The organism is Ruegeria sp. CH8, assembly GCF_056536985.1.
In genome coordinates, this window is the sequence record NZ_JBQFQR010000024.1 from 15,945 (window position 1) to 35,364 (window position 19,420).

A 19,420-nucleotide genomic window follows, 5' to 3' on the forward strand; every position below is an offset into this window, starting at 1 on the left:
GATTTACGCCGCAGTTCTTTCGGGATAAACAGGACAAGATCGAACATATAATCCGGAAATTCCGTTTAATGTTATTAGACAATCTTCGCTTGTTTCTGACTATAGCCGAGAAAGGCAGTCTTGTGGCCGCGGCGCGGGAGACAGGGATGTCGAGCACGACAGTATCCGAGCGCCTCGCGGCCCTAGAAGCACACTACGGAGTAGTTTTATTTAACCGAACCACCCGTTCCATCAGCCTGACTGAAGAAGGTCGGGTACTAGCCGACGGTGCAAAAAGCGTACTCGGTGAGGTTGCGGACTTGGACACACTTGTTCGGCATGGTGCCGAAACTCTATCTGGTCCAATTCGCATAAGTGCGCCCATTGACTTGGGACGGAGTTTTGTTTCCGAGGTTATTGCCGAATTCACCGAAGAGAACCCAGCCGTCTCAATCGAACTGTCCCTCTCGGACGGTTATGTCGACCTCGTAGGCCAGGGTTTTGACCTCGCCGTTCGCTTCGGCAACATCACGGACAGCTCGCTCAGGTTGCGAAATCTAGGAAGCTACTTGCGCTTGGTATGTGCATCCCCAAGTTACCTGGCCTCATTCGGAACGCCCGAAAAACCAGAAGATCTGTTAAACCACAACTGCTTGGTCATGAGGTTTGGCGACATGATCGACAACGTTTGGGAGTTTGGATCAGGACCAAATGCCCAGCGGGTATCGGTAAAAGGAAACCGAATAGTCAATGATGGTTCACTCATCCGCGATTGGGCGATTGCAGGCCATGGGGTCGTACTGAAGTCCGAGCTGGATGTCGGCGACGATGTTCGATCTGGCAGACTTATTTCTGTCTTGCGCGACTTCCTCCCACCACCGAAACCTTTGCAAATGATGTTTCCGCCTAGCCGAGCCCAACCACGTCGCATAACGGCCTTAGCTGAGCATTTGCGTCGCAAATTTGGTGTGAGTTGAGGTCTTGCAGGAAGACACTAAATCGCCCCTGCTATTGGCTGTGCCGTACAAGACTGGCCTGGCTAATTGTGAAGCAATTGGTCAAACACGATCACCTAAGCTTTAGTGCAGCAGAACCTTCAGTAACGCCTTTTCCGACCGGGCTTTTGAATAGTCGAACACTTTTTAAGGCGAACTTTTCAAGAGGTAGCACAAACAAAGAGCCGCTAAGTTTGCTCAATGAATTTCAAAGTCGCGTGTGCTAGCTCTGTGCCAGCATCTTCTTGGATGAAATGCCCGGCTTTTGGTAGCACGGTATGGTTTCGACCGGCGGCTCCTGGGATCGACTTTTGGAACACTTTTTCTACTCCCGCCATGACCCTGTCATCTTCTCCAAAAACGGTCAGAAACGGAGTGTTGAGAGTCTTTAGGGTTTTCCATGCGGCTCGGTTGGCTTCTGAAGCTGGGTTGTCGGGTTTGTCGGGCACCAACATTGGAAACTGTCGAGCGCCTGCCAGATAGCGCGCATCCGGGAACGGTGCGTTGTAGGCTGCGACCTCTTCATCGGAAATCTTAGATGTTGTGCCGCCGAATACGATGCGTCCCGAATTAAATTCAGGCACAGACTGTGAATATTCCCGCCATGAAAGAAATGCGTTGCCCAAGGGCACGTCACCAGTAGGTAGGGCCGTGTTCGCCACAACCACACGAGAGAACCGCTCGGGCATACTCGCAACCAGCCGCAAGCCAATGAGTCCGCCCCAGTCCTGACAAACCAATGTGATGCCGGTCAAGTCAACTTTCCGCAACCACTCGGACATCCAGTCTACATGGCGTTGGTAGGTGTAGTCGGATCGCTCAGTGGGCTTGTCCGACCGGCCAAACCCAATCAAATCAGGAGCCAGAACTCGATGACCCGCATCTTTGAATAACGGAATCATGTGCCGATACAGGAAGCACCAGGTTGGCTCTCCATGCATCAACAATACTGGCGGTGCCTGCGCCGGTCCCTCGTCCAAATAGTGCAGTCGGAGAAGACCGCCCTCGGTATCATCCACATCAAGATAGTTCGGGCCAAAGTCGAAATCTGGCAACCCGTCAAACCGATGGTCAGGTGTTCTAAGGAACTTCATTGTGAACTCTCCAATATGCCGACGGTATTGGCCAAGCAACAGTGATCGATAAAACAAAGACGGTCCAGTACCAGCGTATGTCGACGTCAGGTTTGCATTTGTTCGCCGCCCTTCTTCACTTGCTCGCAGCGAAGGTCCATTTGTATAGATCTCGGATTTTCTGCTCCAACAAAAGGATTGGTCTCAAAGACCTCATCTTGCCAGTTCTTCTGAGCTGAAGCAGAGTTCATCAATACGGATCGCCAAGAAGCGCATCAGAAGAAGAGCGCAAGTCCGGTCATTGAGACAACCAAGAAAAGTAGAGTCATGATTCCACCTGAGCGAACGAAATCGACCACCCGGTAGCCTGCCGGGCCCATGATCAACGCGTTCACTTGGTGTGTTGGGATCAAAAATGAGTTGGACGTTGATATTGCCACCGTGAGAGCAAACACAGCCGGATTGCCACCCGCGGATACGGCAATAGAAACTGCTAGTGGCACCAGCAGGACAGTTGCGCCTACATTGGACATGACCAGCGTGAACGCCGTTGCCAAAACGGCGATCCCTGCTTGCAAAGACCAGATCGGCCACCCCTTCAGAAGGGCCAACACATGCGCTGCAATCCAATCCGCAGTGCCGGTGTTCTGAACCGCCTGACCTAGCGGGATCAGTGAAGCGAGTAGAAAAACAGTACTCCAACTTATCGACTCGTAGGCTTCGTCAATCGAGAGCACACGGCTCAACACCATCCCAATAGCGCCGATCAACAGGCACAATGACAAGCGCAGATCAGAGAATAGAATTAAGCTCAACGCTATTAGGAAGAAGGCGAGCGCCCATCCGACCTTGTGTGGCCGTAACTCTTCCTGGGGAAAATCCGAAGTTACGACGACAAAATCCCTGTCCGACTTAAGTCGTGTTAGACGGTCCCACTGCACGTGAACCACACACGTATCACCGGCCTGCAAAGGGACTTGCCCGATATGCGTGGCTGAATGATCCTCGGTTTCAACGTGGCTCAGTGTTTCTTCTCCGCGCTGAATGGCCAAAAGAGACAAACCATGTGTCTGACGGAGACGCAAATCAATCGGAGTCTGGCCGATCACTGAAGAACCGGGAGGAATAACAACCTCGGCCACCCCCGATTGGGTCGCGGCGAAATCATCCGCAAAGACATCTAGTTGGGGTAGGATCTCTAATCCGTAAGGCTCAGCAAACTGATGCTCAACCACCCGACGCAGGCCAAGCACTGCGAGCCGCGCAGGGGCTTCGATCTTGGTATCCGCCATCGGCGCGATGACCTTGTGGCCGCGATAGGATGTACCAAGAATGTACATGTTATGGGCGACCATTAGATCCGCGAGCGTTTGCCCGATGATTATTGAGCCTTCAGGAACACGTATCTCGAACATATCGGCCCTAAGCCCATAGGTATTTTCGACGTATGTTTGCATGGACCGAGCTGAGCTTGCGTCTTCTCCGCGCTCTCGCTGCGCTGGGAGGACCCAACGACCAAAGAGCACAAAGTAAAGCACCCCTGTCAGCACCAGCATCACACCGATAGGCGTAACTGAAAACAACCCAAATGTCTTCATTTGTTGGTCAGCCGGAAGGGATGAGTTTGCTGAAACAATCAGGTCATTCAACAGGATGAGGGGCGACGACCCGACTAATGTAATCGTACCACCCAGAATCGCGCAAAACCCCATGGGCATCAGCAACCTACTCATCGGGATTTCCGTACGTGCTGAGATACGGCTAACAACGGGTAGAAAGAGCGCAGCAGCTCCAACGTTCTGCATGAAAGAGCTGATGACACCAACCGTTGTTGATATGATTGGGATGATCCGGGCCTCTGTCGTGCCACCATTCTTGAGGATCAAGGCCGCAACCTTTGACATAAGTCCGGTCTTATCAAGCCCAGCCCCAATTACCATAACTGCGATGATTGACATCACAGCGTTCGAGGAAAAACCCTCAAAGAGCCTGGAGACATCGGCAAGATTACCTAGCCCCGGTAGATAGCTCAGTGCGCCAAGCAGCACCATTACAAGAATTGCTGCGACATCGATCCGTATAATCTCGGTAACAAAAAGTAAGACCGTAAAAGACAATAGACTCAATACGGCTATCATTTCGTACGTCAGTGCTGGTAATTCCATATTGTACTCCCAACCTAACGTTACCTGACTACCAGCAAATACGAAGAACCAACTCTTCGCGTCAGATAAGGCCAAAATCCATCAGGCCGACTCACGCGGCTCGTTTTCTCGGGCGTGGTATCTGCTGAAACCTGGATTTCTCCAACCCCAAGAGACGCTGATCACAAACTCATATGCCTCTCTTGAACATCGCAATGCGAAATGAACTTTCACCATGGCTAGAGTACAAACACATTAATTTTCGTGTCCTCATCATTCATATTCAGCCAATTCTAATTGCTAAGTCGGGAAGGCTTTGTGAAAGCCGCTACCAGGACAGGTGCCAAAACAAGCGCCGCCAAGACCCTAAAAATATGATGCACGCCGACGAACGCAACATCGCGACCAACGCTCACCGCTATGATTGACATCTCCGCCAAGCCTCCAGGTGAATAGGCTAAGACAAGTGCGACCGGGTCTGTCTCCAACACGTTCGCAACAGCCAATGCGCCTGAGAAGGCCACAGAAATCTGGAGAGCGACAACCATGGCCGCTGCACCTAGAGCTGCGATCAGAGCTTTGATGGGCACTCCTGAAAAGCGTGCACCAACATTAATGCCTATGAAGACCTGCACAAACGCAGTCACAGAAACCGGGATCTTGAATTCTGTCCATCCCAGCAAGTGAACGGCCGCGCTGAATATCATCGGCACTACCACAATTGGTGCCGGCAGCTTCACCCTGCCCCGTGCTAGCATTCCCACAACAATACATCCGATGATCCAAACCCAATCGGTGAACGTGATCGAAGCCAGCTGTGTTTGAGCTTCGGGGGGAATGACTTCGAAATCTGCAATCAGGTTGATTAGTAGTGGAATCAGCAAAATTGCTAAAGCAATGCGCAACGCATGAACGATAGCGACACGAGCCTGATCCGCACCCTTTTGCTCGGACAGCAACACCATTTCGGCAATGCCACCCGGCATTGCGCATAGAGAAGCTGTCAATGCATCAAAGCGCGAAATACGTCGTAAAAGGTAGAAACTAAGGACGTACATTATTCCAAGGGCTAACAGTAAAAAGGCCAGTGACACCCACCAAGCACCGAAAGAGGAAAGTAACTCGTACGTAAAGGATGCTCCTAACATCACACCTACAGTTGCTCTTACCAGGTCCAACATAGGGCCCGGTAGTTTGACAGGAAACTGCTTCAACGACCCGGCGATGGTCACCAACATTGACCCGATCATCCACCCCAGTGGAATGCCTGTGAGCGATACAAGCCAGCCAGCAATAGCTGCCGTGACTATGATAGCGCCATGCTGTGAGAATTTGGCAAAACTCGAAATCAGACCAATCGCTTCTTGCTGTGCAACACGCCGTCCGCATCGCCGTAAACCCAATCACCAGGATGGAATTTAACCCCACCGAAGGTCACCGGCTCCCCGATTGCGCCCCATCCACGTTTCGCGCTTTTGACGGGGCTGGTCGCTAAGGCGAATACCAGAGTGTCCATTTGATTGATTTCGGCACTGTCTCGAATTGCGGCATTCAGGACAAGACCAGCCCATCCATTTTGGATTGCAAGATCAGCCAACATATCGCCAAGAATTGCAATTCGCGTTGATGCTCCGCCGTCGACAACCAAAACGCGCCCCTCACCGGGTGATTCCAGTTGCGCCCTAAGTTCCGTGTTATCTTCGAAGCACTTCACTGTCTGTATTTGCGCCGCAAAGAACGGTTTTATCCCGAACTGCCGAAACGGCAGGTGGACGAGTGTAAGCTCTGACGCATGGTGATCGATAAGGTCAGCGGTTTTCATGATGGCTTAAATCCTTCCGAAAGTCTCTTTGAGTTCTGCGACTCTTTCAGCATCCAGTAGGCGGGTTGGCAGGCCGCGCAAAGCCACTAGCAGCTTGGCAGTCTCTTCCAGCTCCTCTGCTGCACAGACCGCTGAGAAGAGATCCTTTCCTGATACGACGGGGCCGTGATTGGCCAACAAAACCGCACCATATTTACCGCCCAGTTCGCGGATCAAATCACCGGATTTCGGATCACCTGGCTTGACGTATTGAACCAGTTTGACCTTGCCGACGCGCATCACCACGTATGGCGTAAGCGGTGGAATACAGTCATTGGGATCGGTGTCTTCCAAACACGACAGTGCGGTGGCCCAAGTCGAATGTAGATGCACCACTGCACCAGCTTGTGGCCTCGTCTCATAGAAGGCTTGATGCAGAAAAACTTCCTTGGTCGGCTTGTCTCCTGAAACGTGGTTTCCATCCAAATCAATCTTGGCAATACGCTCTGGGTCGATATCACCCAAGGTGGAATTGGTTGGCGTCATGAGGATTCCGTCATCAAGGCGTGCGGAGACATTGCCCGCTGTGCCGACGGAAAAGCCACGCGCAAACAGCGAAGCACACAGTCCCGACATCTGCTGCCGTAAAGCCAATTCTTCAGATCTCATTTGCCGACCTCCATCATTCTGAGGGCTTTAGCAAAAAAGTCCGGAGCGCCAAAGTTTCCAGATTTTAGGGCCAGCGCAATAGGTTCAGTTTTTCCAACGCTCAGGACTGGCACGCCCGGGTCGATCTCTGGCCCAATTGACATGGCCGGAGATCCCAGTGCCTCAGAGATGACCTTGGCAACAGCTCCCGACGTCTCTCCTCCTGCCACCGCAAGGCGCTTGTACCCAGCATCGACAAGTTCTCGTGCTGTATCTGCAAAGAGATTGTCCAGCTTTTCCGCCACAGCCTCCTGACCGAATTTGTGTTGGATCGCGCGCACCTTTTCCGGGCTTCCTGATGAGTACGCTAGAGGGGCCTCACCTGAATGCGTTTCAAAGAAATCCAGAAGCGTTTGCGTGGTCACTTCCCCGGACATGACACCCGGAACATCGATGGCTAACGTCGGATTGGATTCCGCATGAACATCGATCTGCCCACGGGTTGCACCTGAACATGACCCTGCAAGGATAGCAGCGGGCCCAGTGATACCTGCAAACACACTGCCACCTTTTTGGGACGAAGCTCTTCTGACGAAGTTTCTGGGTAGCCCCAGCGCTATCCCAGACCCCCCAGTAATGAGCTGGGCATCCTTCAGAGCCTCGCCCCAAGCCAGTAAATCCTCGTCCGAGATCGCATCACCGATTACAAAGCGTTCGTTTGCGTTCTGCAACGCTTCAGCAATCGCCTCTGGCCCTTGCTTCACGGTGTCAACTAGCACCGACCCAACCGCTTCTTCGGTCTGATGCTGCAACCACCGCCTGATGTTCGCATCCATCATCGGTGTAAGTGGGTGGTTTTCCATCCCGGACTCGTTCAACGGCTTGCCGAGCACAAAAAGATGGCCGTGATAGACGGTGCGACCCGTGGTTGGAAAGGCCGGGCAGAAAATCACCTTTTGCGCGCCCAGTTCTTGGGCCAGTGCTTCCGCAACGGGACCGATATTTCCCTCCATCGTGGAGTCAAAGGTCGAGCAGTACTTGAAGATGAACTGCTGGCATCCTTGATCTTTAAGCCACAGCAGGGCCCGCAGGCTTTCTGCAACAGCTTCTTTGACAGGTGCGGTGCGGCTCTTGAGTGAGATCACACCCGCTTCGATCTCCTCGTCGGCTGGGGTAGTTGGAATACCCGGAAACTGAGCCGTTCGTAACCCACCTTCCGGCTCAACGCCCTTAGCCAAGGTGTTCGCAATATCACTCGCACCGGTAAAATCGTCCGCTATGACACCGATTAACATTGAACCGCCCTCACTGATTGCCTTCGACGCGCCGTCGGATTTCGTGAATCGCCGCCTGTGGACTGGTCAAGACTGGAATCTGTACTGTCTTACGGACATCCTCAACGGCGTCAGACATCGAAAACTGGGCTAGAAGAATAACGTCAGCGTCGTCGATACTTGATGCGGTTTCCGCAATCAGGCGATTGTGTTTTTCATCATCACCCGCTTTCTTTGCAGCCAACGCACCAGAGCAATAGTATGACGTAATCTCCGCATTGCTGCCGCGCGCCCTAGCAGCATCCAGAAATTCCTCTTCCATACCTTCCGCAGCTGGAGGAAAAGTATAAATCATTGCGATGCGATCACCGTATGAGAAAGCCGCATCGAACATCGCTTCATTCGGCTTCATGACTGGGATGAGCGCCTCGAAATCTGCTCTTTCGATTGCGGCTCCGAATGCTGAGCACGTGAACAGTACACCATCTGCGTCAGCACCTTCCGCATACCGGCAAAGGTCTACGATGCGCCGGAAAAGATCGGCGGACAATTCGACTTGCTTAGACCTGTCTAAAGACAACCCCTCTTCTAGGATCGAAATGGTTTCTGCTTCCGGCCAGTGCTCGCGTGCCGCAACTTCGATTGGATCAATCGCAACGCGGGTTGCATGGATCAACGCTAATCTTGGTCGTCTCATAATTGCTCCAGCTCAAGACGGGTGACGCCGCAAGGAGCGACGCCACCAGTTGATGTGGGCACGCTTGCCCACCGGGAGATCCAATCACGCCGGGATCGTTTCCTTGGAGACCATTTCGGCCACAAGCGTCCCGAAGGTGTCGGTGTTTACGGTGCCACCAAGGTCACGGGTGCGCTTTGCAGGATCATCAATGACGGCATCAACTGCGTCCGCAATGGCTTGCCCAGCCTCCATAAGCTTCGGACTACCCTTCTGCTCGCCGAGCCAGATGAGCATCATAGCGGCGGAGAGAATAAGTGATGTCGGGTTCGCAACGTTTTGCCCCTGGATGTCCGGGGCAGAACCATGCTGTGCTTGTGCGCAGCATAAGCCCGTTTCAGCGTTTGCATTGATCGACCCAGCGAGCCCCAAAGACCCTGACAGTTCAGAGGCAAGGTCCGAGAGAATATCGCCGTAGAAGTTAGTCGCGACGATAACATCATATTCGTGCGGTTTTCGAACCAGCAGCGCTGCAAATGCGTCGACAATCAACTCTTCGGTTTCGACCTCAGGGTAGTCCTTCGCCACCTCGCGGAAACATTCCAGAAACAGGCCGTCGGTCATGAGAAATGAGTTGGCCTTGTGTATCGCGGCGACTTTCTTCTTCCGTTGCATGGCCAGTTTGAAAGCCTCTCTGCAAATCCGCATTGATCCGTGTCGCGTAATTTTGCGAACCGACAACGCCATGTCCGGATCGGGCATCATTTCTCCGACGCCCTTGTACATGTTGCGGTCAGGATAGAATCCCTCTGTCGCCTCACGCATGATCACAAGATCCATCCCAGGCGCTTTGTTCGGTAAAAAGTCACGGCTCCGGGCCGGCCGCACATTCGCATAAAGATCGAGGCCGATACGGAACCCGGCCGAAACGTTGCGACCACCTTCAACGACTGGCGGGTAGTCCATATGGGACTGCGTCCCTAAAATGACTCCATCGAACTCAGTTCGTGCACGTTCCAACACGTCGTCACGCAGAGTGATACCGTGGTTCCTGAGGCTGGTAAAACCGGACTCTTCTTCTTCAAACGTTAATCCCAGATCGTACTTCTTGTTGGCGGCCTCAACGACTTCCAAAGTCGCCGCCATGATCTCAGGTCCGATGCCATCGCAGGGCAATGTCATGATACGCATCTTTTGTCTCCTTGTTGGCCGAAGCCAGTCATTCTTGAAATCCGGTGGGTTTAATCCCCCACCGATGCCTCTTCGTCATGGCGCTGCGCATCCATGCGGTCCTTAACCCGACGGCCAACAAACATGGGCAAGACGAAACCGGCGATTGCGATAAGCCAGAGGACTATTGCGAGGGGACTTCCCACGAGCGCCAACCAATCCCCGTCCGAAATCGTCATTGCGCGGCGAAGGTTCACTTCCATCTGGTTGCCAAGAAGGATGCCCAGGATGACTGGCACCAGCGGCACGTCGAGCTTGCGTAGAAGCCAGCCTGCAAAGCCGAAACCAACCATGAGCATTACATCGAAGGTGGAGCCCGTTATCGAGTAAATCCCAACGAACGAGATCATGGCGACGACAGGCATCAGAATGCGCGTCGGCACCAGCAACACGCGCGTGAACAACCCGACCAACGGAACGTTCATCAAAAGCAGAATGATGTTGCCGATGAACAAGGCCGCGATCAGCCCCCAAACCACGTCCGGATTCTTTGTGAAGAGCAGTGGTCCCGGGGTAATGTTAAGTTGCAGCAAAACAGCCAGCAGAACGGCGGTCGTCCCCGAGCCCGGTACGCCCAACGAAAGCATCGGCACCAACGCGCCTCCAGCGGCCGCATTATTGCCTGCCTCCGGAGCTGCAACACCGCGTGGATCGCCCTTTCCAAAGGATTTCCCATCCCGGTCGACGCTTTGTTTCTCCAGTGAGTACGCAAGGAATGACCCCAACGATGCTCCGGCACCTGGCAAGACGCCTGAGAAGAAACCAAGACCAGTGCCGCGAGCGATTGAAGGCAAGCAACGCTTGATCATGCCAAAGTCTGGCAAGATGCGCCCAACTTTCGTCGCGCCAGCTGATCCAACGGCACCGCCACGGTGATGTTCGAGAAAAATCAACACTTCACTCAAGGCGAACAAGCCAACGATAGCGATCAAGAAGTCGATGCCATCGAAGAGGTGTATTTCACCAAAGGTGAAGCGCTGCGACCCTGTTTGGCTATCACTGCCAATCATCGCGATACCCAGCCCTAGTGCAGCTGCGAAAGCAGATTTGGCTTGGTTCGTAGAGGACACACCACCCAGTGTCGCAAATGCGACTGTAAAGAGGACAAAGTACTCAGCTGGTCCGAAAAGCAGCGCGATTTTGACCAACTGTGGCGCCAAAATCACCAGGCCAATTGTTGCGACAAATGCCCCAAAGAAAGATGCGATGCCACCTAAAGACAAGGCTTCGCCGGCCTGACCGTTCTTTGCCATCGGATATCCATCGAGGCACGTCATCATCGCGGGTTCATCGCCCGGGATGTTTAGCAAGATCGAACTAATTCGACCTCCGTACATGGCGCCGTAGTAGACACTTGTAAGAAGGATGAGAGATGGGATGGGCCCAAGCCCGAGCGAGAAGGCAATCGGAATGAGGATAGCAACCCCATTTGCCGGGCCCAAGCCAGGCAATGCTCCCATCAGAGTGCCGAGGAAGCATCCAACGACAGCCAGGAACAGATTTTGCGGTGACAACGCAACCGAGAATCCATCAACAAGAAGTGCAAGCGTTTCCATGGCTACCCCTCAGAACCCCAATGGTCCCTCGGCCAAAGCAAGGCCTAGGATTAGGTGAAAAACGACGTAGATACCGATGGCTGTCAGCAGGCCTACGACGAGCGACCAAAGCGGAGTGGTTCCCAGTCGCCAGGTTAGGTAGGCAGTTGCAAAGGTTGTCGCGATAACAAACCCAATCTCGGAAAGAGACCATGCGTACAGAAACATCACAGCAGTGGCGAACAATATCTCGGCAAAGTCGCGCAACCCTGGCCACTTAGGCTCTTCATCCGGGCGGATAATGAAGTAGAGCGACGTTAGGCCTAAAACGGTGCCCACGATGTAAGGAAAGGCGCGCGGACCTACGACATCGACCATGAAACTGTCTTTGATGATCGATGCGGCCCAAATATAGAATATCGCAAGGGCCAGCCCGAAACCGCCGAAGATGCGGTCACTCATAGTTTCCTCCCAGATTTCCGGAATTTATTTTAGGTGCCCAACCAGATGCGACCGGTTGGGCACGCATGACATTTATTGGATGATACCGATCTCTTTCGAGAGCTTGGTCACGTCCGCAATACTGCCCTCAACAAAGGTGTACATGTCGTCGCCAAAGTTGTTGAACGGCTCAATAGCAGCTGCTTCGAGCTCTGCCTGAAAGCCAGGATCCTCGGTCAGCGTAATGATCGCGTTCTTCCAGAACTCTTTAGCTTCGTCAGTTGCACCAGCCGGCATGTAAAGGCCGCGCCAGTTCGCGCCAACGACGTCGAAGCCTTCCTCCTTTGCAGTAGGAATATCCGGATAATTCTTCAGACGCTCAGGAGCCAGGATCGAGATTACCCGGATATCACCCGACTCCAGGAAGCCCAGCATCTCGGAGAAATCTCCAGACAGCGCCTCGACCGAACCAGAAAGCAGGCCGGTCATGGCTTCACCGCCACCATCGAACGATACATATTTCATCTGGGTAACATCTTCGAGGCCAGCTTCGCGGGCGACCAACATAGGCTTGATGTGGTCAAAACTGCCCACAGACGAACCACCCGCGATCCCAACTGATTTTGGATCAGCGACAATGTCCTCCATCATCTGAGACAGAGAGGTGTACTTGGAGTCTGCGGGAACAGCGATGGCTCCATATTCAGCTCCGAAAGTGGCAAGAAAGTGCACGTCATCCTGTTGGGCGCCTTCGTAAATGCCCTGCGCAATTCGAGCGCTGGTACTCATAGAAGCCGCAACGATAAGGTTGTTGTCTTCGTTGCGCTCTTTCGTGACATGCGCGAACGCAACTCCACCGCCCCCACCGCTCATATTGGTAACCTGCATCGAATCCTCGATGATCCCGAGATCGAAAAGATACTTTGCTGTTGTCCGACAGATGAAGTCCCATCCGCCACCGGGATTTGAGGGCGCAATGCATTGCGGGCTTTCAGCTTTGAATTCGGCGGACGCGCCAGTCACGCCGGCAACGGCTGCCGCAGCAGCAATGGCGCCGATGCGAGTAAGTTTCATGAACACGGGTAATCCTCCCCATTTTTCCAAGTGTTTTTCAGCGCGAATCCCGCACTGGCTATTTTGATTGCATATTGACGCGTAAAAAGCCAATCTTATTTTGCTTTTTTTAATCGAAAAAACCAAAATGATCGAACGAGCTATTTTCCGACACCTTTCAAGTATATGTTTTATTATGTGTTTTCGAAGGATTGACACTCACCTGAAAGAAAAGAACTTCGCTCAAATAGTCATAAAACCAATCCAATTTACGCAAACATCATCGTCTCAGCAGTGTAAAACTCGCCTGTCTTTGGCTTTTTACGTATAGAAAACCTAAAATTTGGCTGTATGTTAGCTGCCAGATGCAATCTACGTAGGTGAGAGCGGCAAAAGGAGTCAGGCGTACCCATGCGAGCCAGCGAATTGTCAAAGAAGATATCGAACCGTCTTTTGCATGATATCGTTGCGGGTACACTTGAAGGTGGCCAGCATATTAGCGCTCAGCAAGTCGCCGACAGGTATGGCGTATCCAGAACCCCAGTGCGCGAGGCGCTGATATCCTTAGAGGAAAAAAATGTTCTCATCCGCCTGGAAAACCGCGGGTACTTTGTGGCCGACAAGTTGCCTCCAGCCATCAAAGAAAACCTGGATACTGTCGACCCACGCGAGCTGGACGAATACCAACTGCTTGCAAACGATTGGCTAACAAATGAAATTCCAGAAGAAGTTACTGAGCAGTTCTTAAAGCAGAAGTACGGCTGGACTAAAGCTAAGGTCGGAGAACTGTTGATCCGCGCTTCTCGAGAAGGTTGGGCTGAACGCAAAGAAGGCTACGGCTGGCGGTTTCTTCCGGTTGCAAAAACACCCGAGGCATTTGATGAGATTTACAGGTTCAGAATGGCGATAGAACCAGCCGCTATGCTGGAGCCCTCGTTTGAACTCGATCACAAAGTCCTGGATGAACAGCGGCGCATTCAGCAGGGAATGCTTGATATGGATATGGACGCTGTTAATGGAGAAGCGCTGCTAGAAAGCGGGGCTTTGTTCCATGAGGAGCTCATCAAGTTGTCCGGAAACCCGTTCTTTCTCATGGCACTCCAACGCGTGAATAGAATGCGACGCCTCATGGAGTACCGAGCCGAGGTGAACCATCAACGATTGATAGAGCAATGTACTGAGCATCTTGAGATCCTTACACTCCTGGAATCCGGCAATACCGTGGATGCCTCCTACAGAATGCGACAGCATTTGAGTGGCGCACTTAAGCGTAAGTCTCCGCTGGCATGGAGTTGGGCCACGGACACTTCAACACCGAGGAAAGCACCATGAGCAATGGGGGCGACGGTCCAAACGGCCGCAAACGAGTCGCGCTTGTGGCGCATGATCAGATGAAAGACACAATGGTCGAGTGGGCAAAATCCCACAAAACCGCACTGAGCAAAATGGAGCTTTTTGGGACTGGCACGACCGGCGGGCGAATTGCGGATGAAGTCAGCCTTTCAATCACGCGTCTCAAAAGTGGTCCGTTGGGAGGCGACGCCCAAATCGGCGCTATGATTGCCGAAGGGAAGCTCAACACACTGATCTTTTTCATTGATCCACTGTCGGCGTTGCCACACGACGTCGACGTAAAATCGCTTCTTCGGCTGGCTACGCTGTACAACACTGTTCTGGCTATCAACGAAGCGACTGCGTCGAGGGTCATCAGCGAAAACTAATCCGAACAATGCGAAGCGATTGTCCGTTTAGGAACAATGACTGCGTTCAACTCAACGCGGTCATTCGCTGAACTTGGCGGGAGCAACCGCTATGCTGACTAAATGCAGATCACTCCCAATCGCCAGCAGACGAGCGCCACGTCTTAGCTTCCGCATCCCAAACACTGGCCGTGACGCAAGGCGTTGGGTTTATTCCGTCGCAATTGGATCCATGAATACCTGCGACGACAACGCGTTGACGCCCAAAATCAACGACCGTCCAGCCTTGGTTAAGCAAGGAGTGCACCTCTTCACTAACCCAAAAGTGCGACATGCATCCGCCAGTTCCGCAAAAAAGAGATGCGGCGCTTGAACACGCGAAACCAGACTCATTCAGAACCCAGTCGTGTTGAAGATCTCCGTCGAGATCGACCCTTTCAACCGCGCCCCAGGCTATGTCAAACTGACCGTTGTTGAACTCCGCGCATGCCTGCGCCGCCAGATCAACCTTTGCTCGCAAACCGGTTGGAAGTTGCGAAACGTCAGCCGCGACAACTGGTGAGGTCCAAACCAGGCCCGAACCAAGCAGGATCGCAGATACCAAACGTTTCAAGTAGCTTGCCAATTGGGAAGCCGGTTGGAAGGTGGCTTCAGTTGCATTGTTCATACCTGTAGTCCCCGTATTCCAGCCAGTTTGCCGAGCCTTCTTTAAAAATCAGAAATTCGGACCTGTCTTCCCCAAGCAGGGCGACGACAAATCCGGCCGGTGGCTCAGAGTTTCCGAAGTAGCTGTAGGCTGTCATGGCTCTGATCGACTCGCCGTTGACCGTTACTCTCGCGTCCCACTCCTCCTCTGGATTGTCCAAAGTTACGGGTTCGATCACGCGCTCTATCGCCCCGCCACCACAATAGACGATGCCTTCGGGCGCTTCGTAGGAGGCCCCCTGGTTAATATCTGACTCGCAGGCGGAACGAAGGGACCGGATTGCCGCGCTGGAACCCTTCAAGTCAAAGATTCCGTAGCTGACATCTTGATCAATCATCGACAAATTAACCGATGCATTGGCCGCAAGCTGGTCCAGCACAATACCATAGTCTTGCTGACTATTGAAACTGACCTCGACAGGAAAATTGTCGACGATCTGCAAAGCCGCGTTTTCTGCGCCAACTTGAAATGCCCCAACTTCGGTGGTGCCGTTCTTCAAAAATCGAATGGAAAGCCCCTGCTTCTCCACAATGTCCTGGCTGTCCTCATATCCAGCCGGTGCAAAGCGGATTTGGTTACACTGAAGTTCCAGCGTCATGTTTCCAGATTGAATAAATGCATTGGGATTGGGCCCGGAACTAAACGACCACTCCGCTGATGCTGTAGTCGCCATAACCACCATCAGCGTCCCAGTGGAAATCGTTTTGAAACTCATTTTTTCTCTCCATGGAGTTACGGTTCGCGCTGTCGTTCAGCAGAGATTCCAGCCAATTGCCCGGGCAGCCAGGTCAAGAAACAGGTTCGCCGTATTCGTTTGCGCCTTCTTGGGAAGGTCGCGTAAGCCACCAGATCATCAGGATGGACAGAACCAATTGAAGAATTGAGACAACAACAATACCGGTTACGCCCAGGACGGCCGCAGGTCCTCGCAAGGCATCGGGGTTTTCGGTCCCTTGCTCCAATACCGAGAAGAACGCCACCCCACCCAGCATAACAAAAAGCGTTGTAATGCTGAGCGCCATCGGCAGCAGCAAGTACCAGCCAGGTCGTCCTGTATCATGCAGCCGTCGCCAACCGGCGGCCAGCATAGGTATGAGAACAGCCAACTGGAAAACAGAGGACAGGACCCGAGATCCCTGGCCTGTTTCGGGGTTGGTCCCGAATATGATCGTATCCAGCACAGCTAAGGCAGCACTCACGAGAACCACAAACAAGAAGAACCACCAGTATTCTGAGCGTATAGCCCGACCGGAGAACTGGAAGTATTTCGAGAAACACGTTTTAACGGCTTCACCAAATCCCATCTTTTAATCCCTTCATTGTTTTTGTGCGGCCTCAAATCGCTTCGCCGCTCAGGGGAACACACTCGTAGCTCCCACTTACTTTTTTGTTTGAACGCAGAGGCCTATCGTACGAGAGCGTAGAGAAATTTACGCGCGGAAAAAATATTGATTTATGAATAAATAGATTCAAACATGCGAATTCGACACAACTTTATTTTACCTCCGTTGTTGTCGTTGCTGCTCGCTGTGCCGAGCCCTTCCGACTGCTGGAGCGAGTGCTGGCGGTCGGAAGGCACTTTACAATGATTGAGCGCTGGGAGGACGCGATGCTCAGACTTAACGTACTCGCCCTCTTTCCAGAGTTTGCTCTAGCATTTGCTAGTGACTTCATTCGGCCTTCACACGTTAATGTCGGCCCCGATAGTTAACGAAATATCGTCCCGCCGACCAAGCACACCGCAGCAAGTTTTGGGAAAGGTTGTCACAGGATCAAGGTATGTTCAATTGGCTGCACAGACGCGAGAGCTTCAAACAAGCGCATCCAATTTCACTAATTTCAAGGGAACCAGAGGGAGAAGAAAATGTCTAACAAGATGGTGATGATTGCAGGCACGACATGTTTCGCACTGCTTGCGGCCTGCGACGATACGAGTACATCAAGCGCGTCCGCCGAGCTCACGCCGGCTCAGCAGGCGTGTTTGCGAGATGTAGCCAACACGACGAACAATTCGCAAGTCGTGGTGCTCTCATCCGCGTTTAGCGAGGCGGGAACACAGGTTACAGTCGGCGTTGGCGAGGATCGTGCTCCTTGGAATTGCATTGCTTACAGTGATGGCGCGACAGCTGGTATCGAATTCCTGGGCGACGAAGGTGCATTGTGACCTATCTGCTGCGTAGCTGAAAACGGCTGCGCAGCACTGGCTTGATCTGCTGAGGCTCGACTTGGTTTGTAGAACCACCATCATCGTATTCGCGGTCATGTACCTGTTGGCGTTGGTTGCATTCTTGACGGGCACATTTGGCTGGTTGGGGCAGGAACGAGACCCTTTGTCCGGAGTGTTCCTGCTGCCGTTGGGACTACCTTGGGTACTTGTGGCGGACTTATTTTCGGATTCCGCCAAGCCGTGGTTCGCGGCGATTGCTCCGGCGCTCAACCTGTTAGCGCTGGTTTTGATTTGCAGATGGGCACGCAGATTGCGCCAGTAGTGGTGGCTGAACTCTTTCTCACCAAAAGGGAGGAAAACATGGGAAAAGTAATCTTGGGAATTGTGATCGGGCTCGTCCTCGGCGTGGTTGGGGCGATGACCTTGGGTGGCGGGGCCGCGGTGGGTGTCGGCGTTGCGACAGGCTTGTCCGCCGGTGTCTGCACCACATTGAAAGGAGCACAAGCTGAGAACCTTATCACCGCCGAGCAAGCGGATCAGATCCTCAACCGCGTAAATTCCGAAATGGCGTCACTGCAAGGAATTGAAACGACGGACGAGATCGTCGGCAGCGCGCAGGCATGCGATGAATTTCTGTCAAAGTTACGAGACGCGAAGTGAGGTTCCGCTTTGTACGGAACAAAACTCTAAGGATCAGCCAGCAAGGGACCATCTGATGAAATTCGCTGTACTCAAATTCCTCGCACCGATGTTCGCAATCGCAGGCACGGCTTCTTTTGCAATGTCTGAAGCAGACGACGCGTGTATCGATCATTTGCGACAGGTTGGAGGACCAGACGGTCAATCCGGTACGATTGAAAGCTCAGAGTTCTCAGAAGCGGGCACGCTCGTCATGCTACGAGACGCAGGCGGAACACTTTGGCGCTGCATCGCGTACAAGGATGGTAGCATCGGCGAGATGTCGGTTGTCGAAGCGATGGATGATGGCGGTGGAGCCATGGCAGGCGCCGACGGGTCTACTGGTAGCCAACGTGTCAAATTCGATGCTGGTTCCACCGGCGCCGAACTCGTTGGTGAACTCGCGCCCGGAGCGTCACAGCAATATGTTCTCGGGGCAAAAAACGAACAGTTTCTTTACGTCCGCGTTGCTCCGCGAAATGGCTCCTTAGACTACGTTATTCGTAACCCCGATGGTTCTGAACTGTTGGGATTAATGTCGGCGGACAAGGATTATCGAGGGCAGCTTTGGCAATCTGGTGATCATGTTGTGGAGGTTATCAATCGCAGCAACTCTTCCGTCGGCTACAACGTAATTTTCGGAATTGAATAGGTGATCGACCAGAAGCCCTTGAACACGTTCCCAAAACAGCCAGGAAAAAACACATGAGAACCAATGTCCTAATGGTGATCGGCGCGGTATGTATTTCTGCACTGGCAGCATGCGATGAGAGTGGCGGATCGGTGGATGCAAGTGCACCAACTGTGGGCAGTTCTAGCGATCTTTCGCCATTTGAAGGGGCAAGAGCGGGCCAAGCTGAAATGGGCATCCAAAGTCTCGGATTTGAACTCATCCGAAGCGAAGGGCTGACCTCGTACTGGTTTAACAAGGATACAGGTGCATGTGCTCAGATCACGACGTCTGAGGGAAGGTACTCAGATGTAGCTATGCTGCCATCAGGTGACTGCTGACAAATTTCCATCAATCCCAAATCCAAGAGAAGGAGCCCAAACTTGCAATTCGACTTGGCACACGCCGCGGTCATCGTTGTCGCCTTAATCATCACTAACCTGGCATTGAAATCGGCTGGCGTGATCAACGAAGAAAACAAGCACCAATGGAACTGGAAAGTTGTTCTAGCCTACTTCGTAGTCGTCGTTATCATCAATCTCGTGTGGCCTATTTAAAGTTTCACAGCGGAAAGCTATTTGCCGACTTGATATGGTTGTCATGAACTAGCCTTTCCGAGAGACTATCAGGTCGCAAGAGTTTGAGCATTA

Annotated in this window: 22 protein-coding genes; 8 read left to right on the forward strand and 14 right to left on the reverse strand. The window is 52.7% G+C overall.

Going from position 1 to position 19,420, the window contains the following annotated elements; translation table 11 throughout:
* Positions 1 to 68: 68 nt before the first annotated feature.
* Positions 69 to 956, forward strand: a complete 888-nt coding sequence (locus tag ACR0ER_RS20870) for a LysR family transcriptional regulator (protein ID WP_480770596.1) — start codon at positions 69 to 71, stop codon at positions 954 to 956.
* A gap of 206 nt (positions 957 to 1,162) precedes the next feature.
* Here ACR0ER_RS20870 and ACR0ER_RS20875 read toward each other — a convergent pair whose 3' ends face one another.
* The 11 genes from ACR0ER_RS20875 to ACR0ER_RS20925 all read right to left on the reverse strand — a co-directional run bounded on the left by ACR0ER_RS20875 (position 1,163) and on the right by ACR0ER_RS20925 (position 12,870).
* Positions 1,163 to 2,068, reverse strand: coding sequence for a haloalkane dehalogenase (locus ACR0ER_RS20875; RefSeq protein ID WP_480770633.1), 906 nt, complete (start codon positions 2,066 to 2,068; stop codon positions 1,163 to 1,165).
* A 254-nt stretch (positions 2,069 to 2,322) separates the two neighbouring features.
* Positions 2,323 to 4,212, reverse strand: a complete 1,890-nt coding sequence (locus ACR0ER_RS20880) for an SLC13 family permease (RefSeq protein ID WP_480770597.1) — start codon at positions 4,210 to 4,212, stop codon at positions 2,323 to 2,325.
* Between the two features lie 272 nt (positions 4,213 to 4,484).
* The gene (locus ACR0ER_RS20885; RefSeq protein WP_480770598.1) at positions 4,485 to 5,594 is read right to left on the reverse strand and encodes an AbrB family transcriptional regulator; all 1,110 of its coding nucleotides are present in this window, start codon (positions 5,592 to 5,594) and stop codon (positions 4,485 to 4,487) included.
* A complete protein-coding gene (gene rraA / locus ACR0ER_RS20890; protein ID WP_170594435.1) occupies positions 5,540 to 6,013 on the reverse strand; it encodes a ribonuclease E activity regulator RraA in 474 nt (157 codons plus the stop codon). Before rraA ends, ACR0ER_RS20885 begins: the two co-directional genes overlap by 55 nt.
* 6 nt (positions 6,014 to 6,019) lie before the next feature.
* Complete coding sequence (gene otnC / locus ACR0ER_RS20895; RefSeq protein ID WP_480770599.1) at positions 6,020 to 6,661, reverse strand: 3-oxo-tetronate 4-phosphate decarboxylase; 642 nt, start codon at positions 6,659 to 6,661, stop codon at positions 6,020 to 6,022.
* Positions 6,658 to 7,935, reverse strand: coding sequence for a 3-oxo-tetronate kinase (otnK, locus tag ACR0ER_RS20900; protein WP_480770600.1), 1,278 nt, complete (start codon positions 7,933 to 7,935; stop codon positions 6,658 to 6,660). Before otnK ends, otnC begins: the two co-directional genes overlap by 4 nt.
* A 10-nt stretch (positions 7,936 to 7,945) precedes the next feature.
* A complete protein-coding gene (locus tag ACR0ER_RS20905) occupies positions 7,946 to 8,590 on the reverse strand; it encodes an aspartate/glutamate racemase family protein (RefSeq protein WP_480770601.1) in 645 nt (214 codons plus the stop codon).
* A 105-nt stretch (positions 8,591 to 8,695) separates the two neighbouring features.
* Positions 8,696 to 9,781 carry an isocitrate/isopropylmalate dehydrogenase family protein gene (locus ACR0ER_RS20910; protein ID WP_480770602.1) on the reverse strand — a complete coding sequence of 362 codons (1,086 nt, stop codon included), beginning with the start codon at positions 9,779 to 9,781 and terminating at the stop codon, positions 8,696 to 8,698.
* Positions 9,782 to 9,831: 50 nt separating this feature from the next.
* Positions 9,832 to 11,376, reverse strand: coding sequence for a tripartite tricarboxylate transporter permease (locus tag ACR0ER_RS20915; RefSeq protein ID WP_480770603.1), 1,545 nt, complete (start codon positions 11,374 to 11,376; stop codon positions 9,832 to 9,834).
* A gap of 9 nt (positions 11,377 to 11,385) precedes the next feature.
* The gene (locus ACR0ER_RS20920; RefSeq protein ID WP_039522583.1) at positions 11,386 to 11,817 is read right to left on the reverse strand and encodes a tripartite tricarboxylate transporter TctB family protein; all 432 of its coding nucleotides are present in this window, start codon (positions 11,815 to 11,817) and stop codon (positions 11,386 to 11,388) included.
* A gap of 72 nt (positions 11,818 to 11,889) precedes the next feature.
* Positions 11,890 to 12,870: a Bug family tripartite tricarboxylate transporter substrate binding protein gene (locus tag ACR0ER_RS20925; RefSeq protein ID WP_480770634.1), complete on the reverse strand. Its 981-nt coding sequence runs from the start codon at positions 12,868 to 12,870 to the stop codon at positions 11,890 to 11,892.
* Positions 12,871 to 13,260: 390 nt separating this feature from the next.
* Between ACR0ER_RS20925 and ACR0ER_RS20930 the strand changes: the two genes are divergently transcribed.
* On the forward strand, positions 13,261 to 14,181 hold the full coding sequence (locus ACR0ER_RS20930; RefSeq protein ID WP_170825490.1) for a GntR family transcriptional regulator: 921 nt from the start codon (positions 13,261 to 13,263) through the stop codon (positions 14,179 to 14,181).
* Positions 14,178 to 14,570, forward strand: a complete 393-nt coding sequence (locus ACR0ER_RS20935) for a methylglyoxal synthase (RefSeq protein WP_480770604.1) — start codon at positions 14,178 to 14,180, stop codon at positions 14,568 to 14,570. Before ACR0ER_RS20930 ends, ACR0ER_RS20935 begins: the two co-directional genes overlap by 4 nt.
* Positions 14,571 to 14,679: 109 nt before the next feature.
* On the opposite strand, the gene ACR0ER_RS20940 is transcribed toward ACR0ER_RS20935, so the two are convergent.
* The 3 genes from ACR0ER_RS20940 to ACR0ER_RS20950 all read right to left on the reverse strand — a co-directional run bounded on the left by ACR0ER_RS20940 (position 14,680) and on the right by ACR0ER_RS20950 (position 16,559).
* Positions 14,680 to 15,216, reverse strand: coding sequence for a hypothetical protein (locus tag ACR0ER_RS20940; protein ID WP_480770605.1), 537 nt, complete (start codon positions 15,214 to 15,216; stop codon positions 14,680 to 14,682).
* Positions 15,200 to 15,970 carry a hypothetical protein gene (locus ACR0ER_RS20945; RefSeq protein ID WP_480770606.1) on the reverse strand — a complete coding sequence of 257 codons (771 nt, stop codon included), beginning with the start codon at positions 15,968 to 15,970 and terminating at the stop codon, positions 15,200 to 15,202. Before ACR0ER_RS20945 ends, ACR0ER_RS20940 begins: the two co-directional genes overlap by 17 nt.
* Before the next feature lie 73 nt (positions 15,971 to 16,043).
* Entirely contained in the window at positions 16,044 to 16,559 is a 516-nt protein-coding gene (locus ACR0ER_RS20950) for a DUF805 domain-containing protein (RefSeq protein WP_170547684.1), read from the reverse strand.
* Between the two features lie 560 nt (positions 16,560 to 17,119).
* On the opposite strand from ACR0ER_RS20950, the gene ACR0ER_RS20955 reads away from it, so the two are divergent.
* The 5 genes from ACR0ER_RS20955 to ACR0ER_RS20975 all read left to right on the forward strand — a co-directional run bounded on the left by ACR0ER_RS20955 (position 17,120) and on the right by ACR0ER_RS20975 (position 19,327).
* Positions 17,120 to 17,419, forward strand: a complete 300-nt coding sequence (locus ACR0ER_RS20955; RefSeq protein WP_058282225.1) for a hypothetical protein — start codon at positions 17,120 to 17,122, stop codon at positions 17,417 to 17,419.
* Between the two features lie 300 nt (positions 17,420 to 17,719).
* The gene (locus ACR0ER_RS20960) at positions 17,720 to 18,082 is read left to right on the forward strand and encodes a hypothetical protein (RefSeq protein ID WP_170470484.1); all 363 of its coding nucleotides are present in this window, start codon (positions 17,720 to 17,722) and stop codon (positions 18,080 to 18,082) included.
* Positions 18,083 to 18,137: 55 nt separating this feature from the next.
* Positions 18,138 to 18,752: a hypothetical protein gene (locus tag ACR0ER_RS20965; protein ID WP_480770607.1), complete on the forward strand. Its 615-nt coding sequence runs from the start codon at positions 18,138 to 18,140 to the stop codon at positions 18,750 to 18,752.
* Positions 18,753 to 18,805: 53 nt separating this feature from the next.
* Positions 18,806 to 19,111: a hypothetical protein gene (locus ACR0ER_RS20970; protein WP_170515823.1), complete on the forward strand. Its 306-nt coding sequence runs from the start codon at positions 18,806 to 18,808 to the stop codon at positions 19,109 to 19,111.
* Positions 19,112 to 19,153: 42 nt separating this feature from the next.
* Positions 19,154 to 19,327, forward strand: coding sequence for a hypothetical protein (locus tag ACR0ER_RS20975; RefSeq protein WP_157054209.1), 174 nt, complete (start codon positions 19,154 to 19,156; stop codon positions 19,325 to 19,327).
* Positions 19,328 to 19,420: the final 93 nt, after the last annotated feature.

Excerpts from the sequence above, each read along its gene's own strand:
- ACR0ER_RS20920 (WP_039522583.1), bottom strand. The coding sequence starts at position 11,817 with ATGAGTGACCGCATCTTCGGCGGTTTCGGGCTGGCCCTTGCGATATTC.
- ACR0ER_RS20940 (WP_480770605.1), bottom strand. The coding sequence starts at position 15,216 with ATGAACAATGCAACTGAAGCCACCTTCCAACCGGCTTCCCAATTGGCA.
- ACR0ER_RS20960 (WP_170470484.1), top strand. The coding sequence starts at position 17,720 with ATGGGCACGCAGATTGCGCCAGTAGTGGTGGCTGAACTCTTTCTCACC.
- ACR0ER_RS20970 (WP_170515823.1), top strand. The coding sequence starts at position 18,806 with ATGAGAACCAATGTCCTAATGGTGATCGGCGCGGTATGTATTTCTGCA.
- ACR0ER_RS20875 (WP_480770633.1), bottom strand. The coding sequence starts at position 2,068 with ATGAAGTTCCTTAGAACACCTGACCATCGGTTTGACGGGTTGCCAGAT.
- ACR0ER_RS20955 (WP_058282225.1), top strand. The coding sequence starts at position 17,120 with ATGTCTAACAAGATGGTGATGATTGCAGGCACGACATGTTTCGCACTG.
- otnC (WP_480770599.1), bottom strand. The coding sequence starts at position 6,661 with ATGAGATCTGAAGAATTGGCTTTACGGCAGCAGATGTCGGGACTGTGT.
- ACR0ER_RS20870 (WP_480770596.1), top strand. The coding sequence starts at position 69 with ATGTTATTAGACAATCTTCGCTTGTTTCTGACTATAGCCGAGAAAGGC.
- ACR0ER_RS20965 (WP_480770607.1), top strand. The coding sequence starts at position 18,138 with ATGAAATTCGCTGTACTCAAATTCCTCGCACCGATGTTCGCAATCGCA.
- ACR0ER_RS20925 (WP_480770634.1), bottom strand. The coding sequence starts at position 12,870 with ATGAAACTTACTCGCATCGGCGCCATTGCTGCTGCGGCAGCCGTTGCC.
- ACR0ER_RS20945 (WP_480770606.1), bottom strand. The coding sequence starts at position 15,970 with ATGAGTTTCAAAACGATTTCCACTGGGACGCTGATGGTGGTTATGGCG.
- ACR0ER_RS20910 (WP_480770602.1), bottom strand. The coding sequence starts at position 9,781 with ATGCGTATCATGACATTGCCCTGCGATGGCATCGGACCTGAGATCATG.
- otnK (WP_480770600.1), bottom strand. The coding sequence starts at position 7,935 with ATGTTAATCGGTGTCATAGCGGACGATTTTACCGGTGCGAGTGATATT.
- ACR0ER_RS20930 (WP_170825490.1), top strand. The coding sequence starts at position 13,261 with ATGCGAGCCAGCGAATTGTCAAAGAAGATATCGAACCGTCTTTTGCAT.
- ACR0ER_RS20880 (WP_480770597.1), bottom strand. The coding sequence starts at position 4,212 with ATGGAATTACCAGCACTGACGTACGAAATGATAGCCGTATTGAGTCTA.
- ACR0ER_RS20950 (WP_170547684.1), bottom strand. The coding sequence starts at position 16,559 with ATGGGATTTGGTGAAGCCGTTAAAACGTGTTTCTCGAAATACTTCCAG.
- ACR0ER_RS20935 (WP_480770604.1), top strand. The coding sequence starts at position 14,178 with ATGAGCAATGGGGGCGACGGTCCAAACGGCCGCAAACGAGTCGCGCTT.
- rraA (WP_170594435.1), bottom strand. The coding sequence starts at position 6,013 with ATGAAAACCGCTGACCTTATCGATCACCATGCGTCAGAGCTTACACTC.
- ACR0ER_RS20915 (WP_480770603.1), bottom strand. The coding sequence starts at position 11,376 with ATGGAAACGCTTGCACTTCTTGTTGATGGATTCTCGGTTGCGTTGTCA.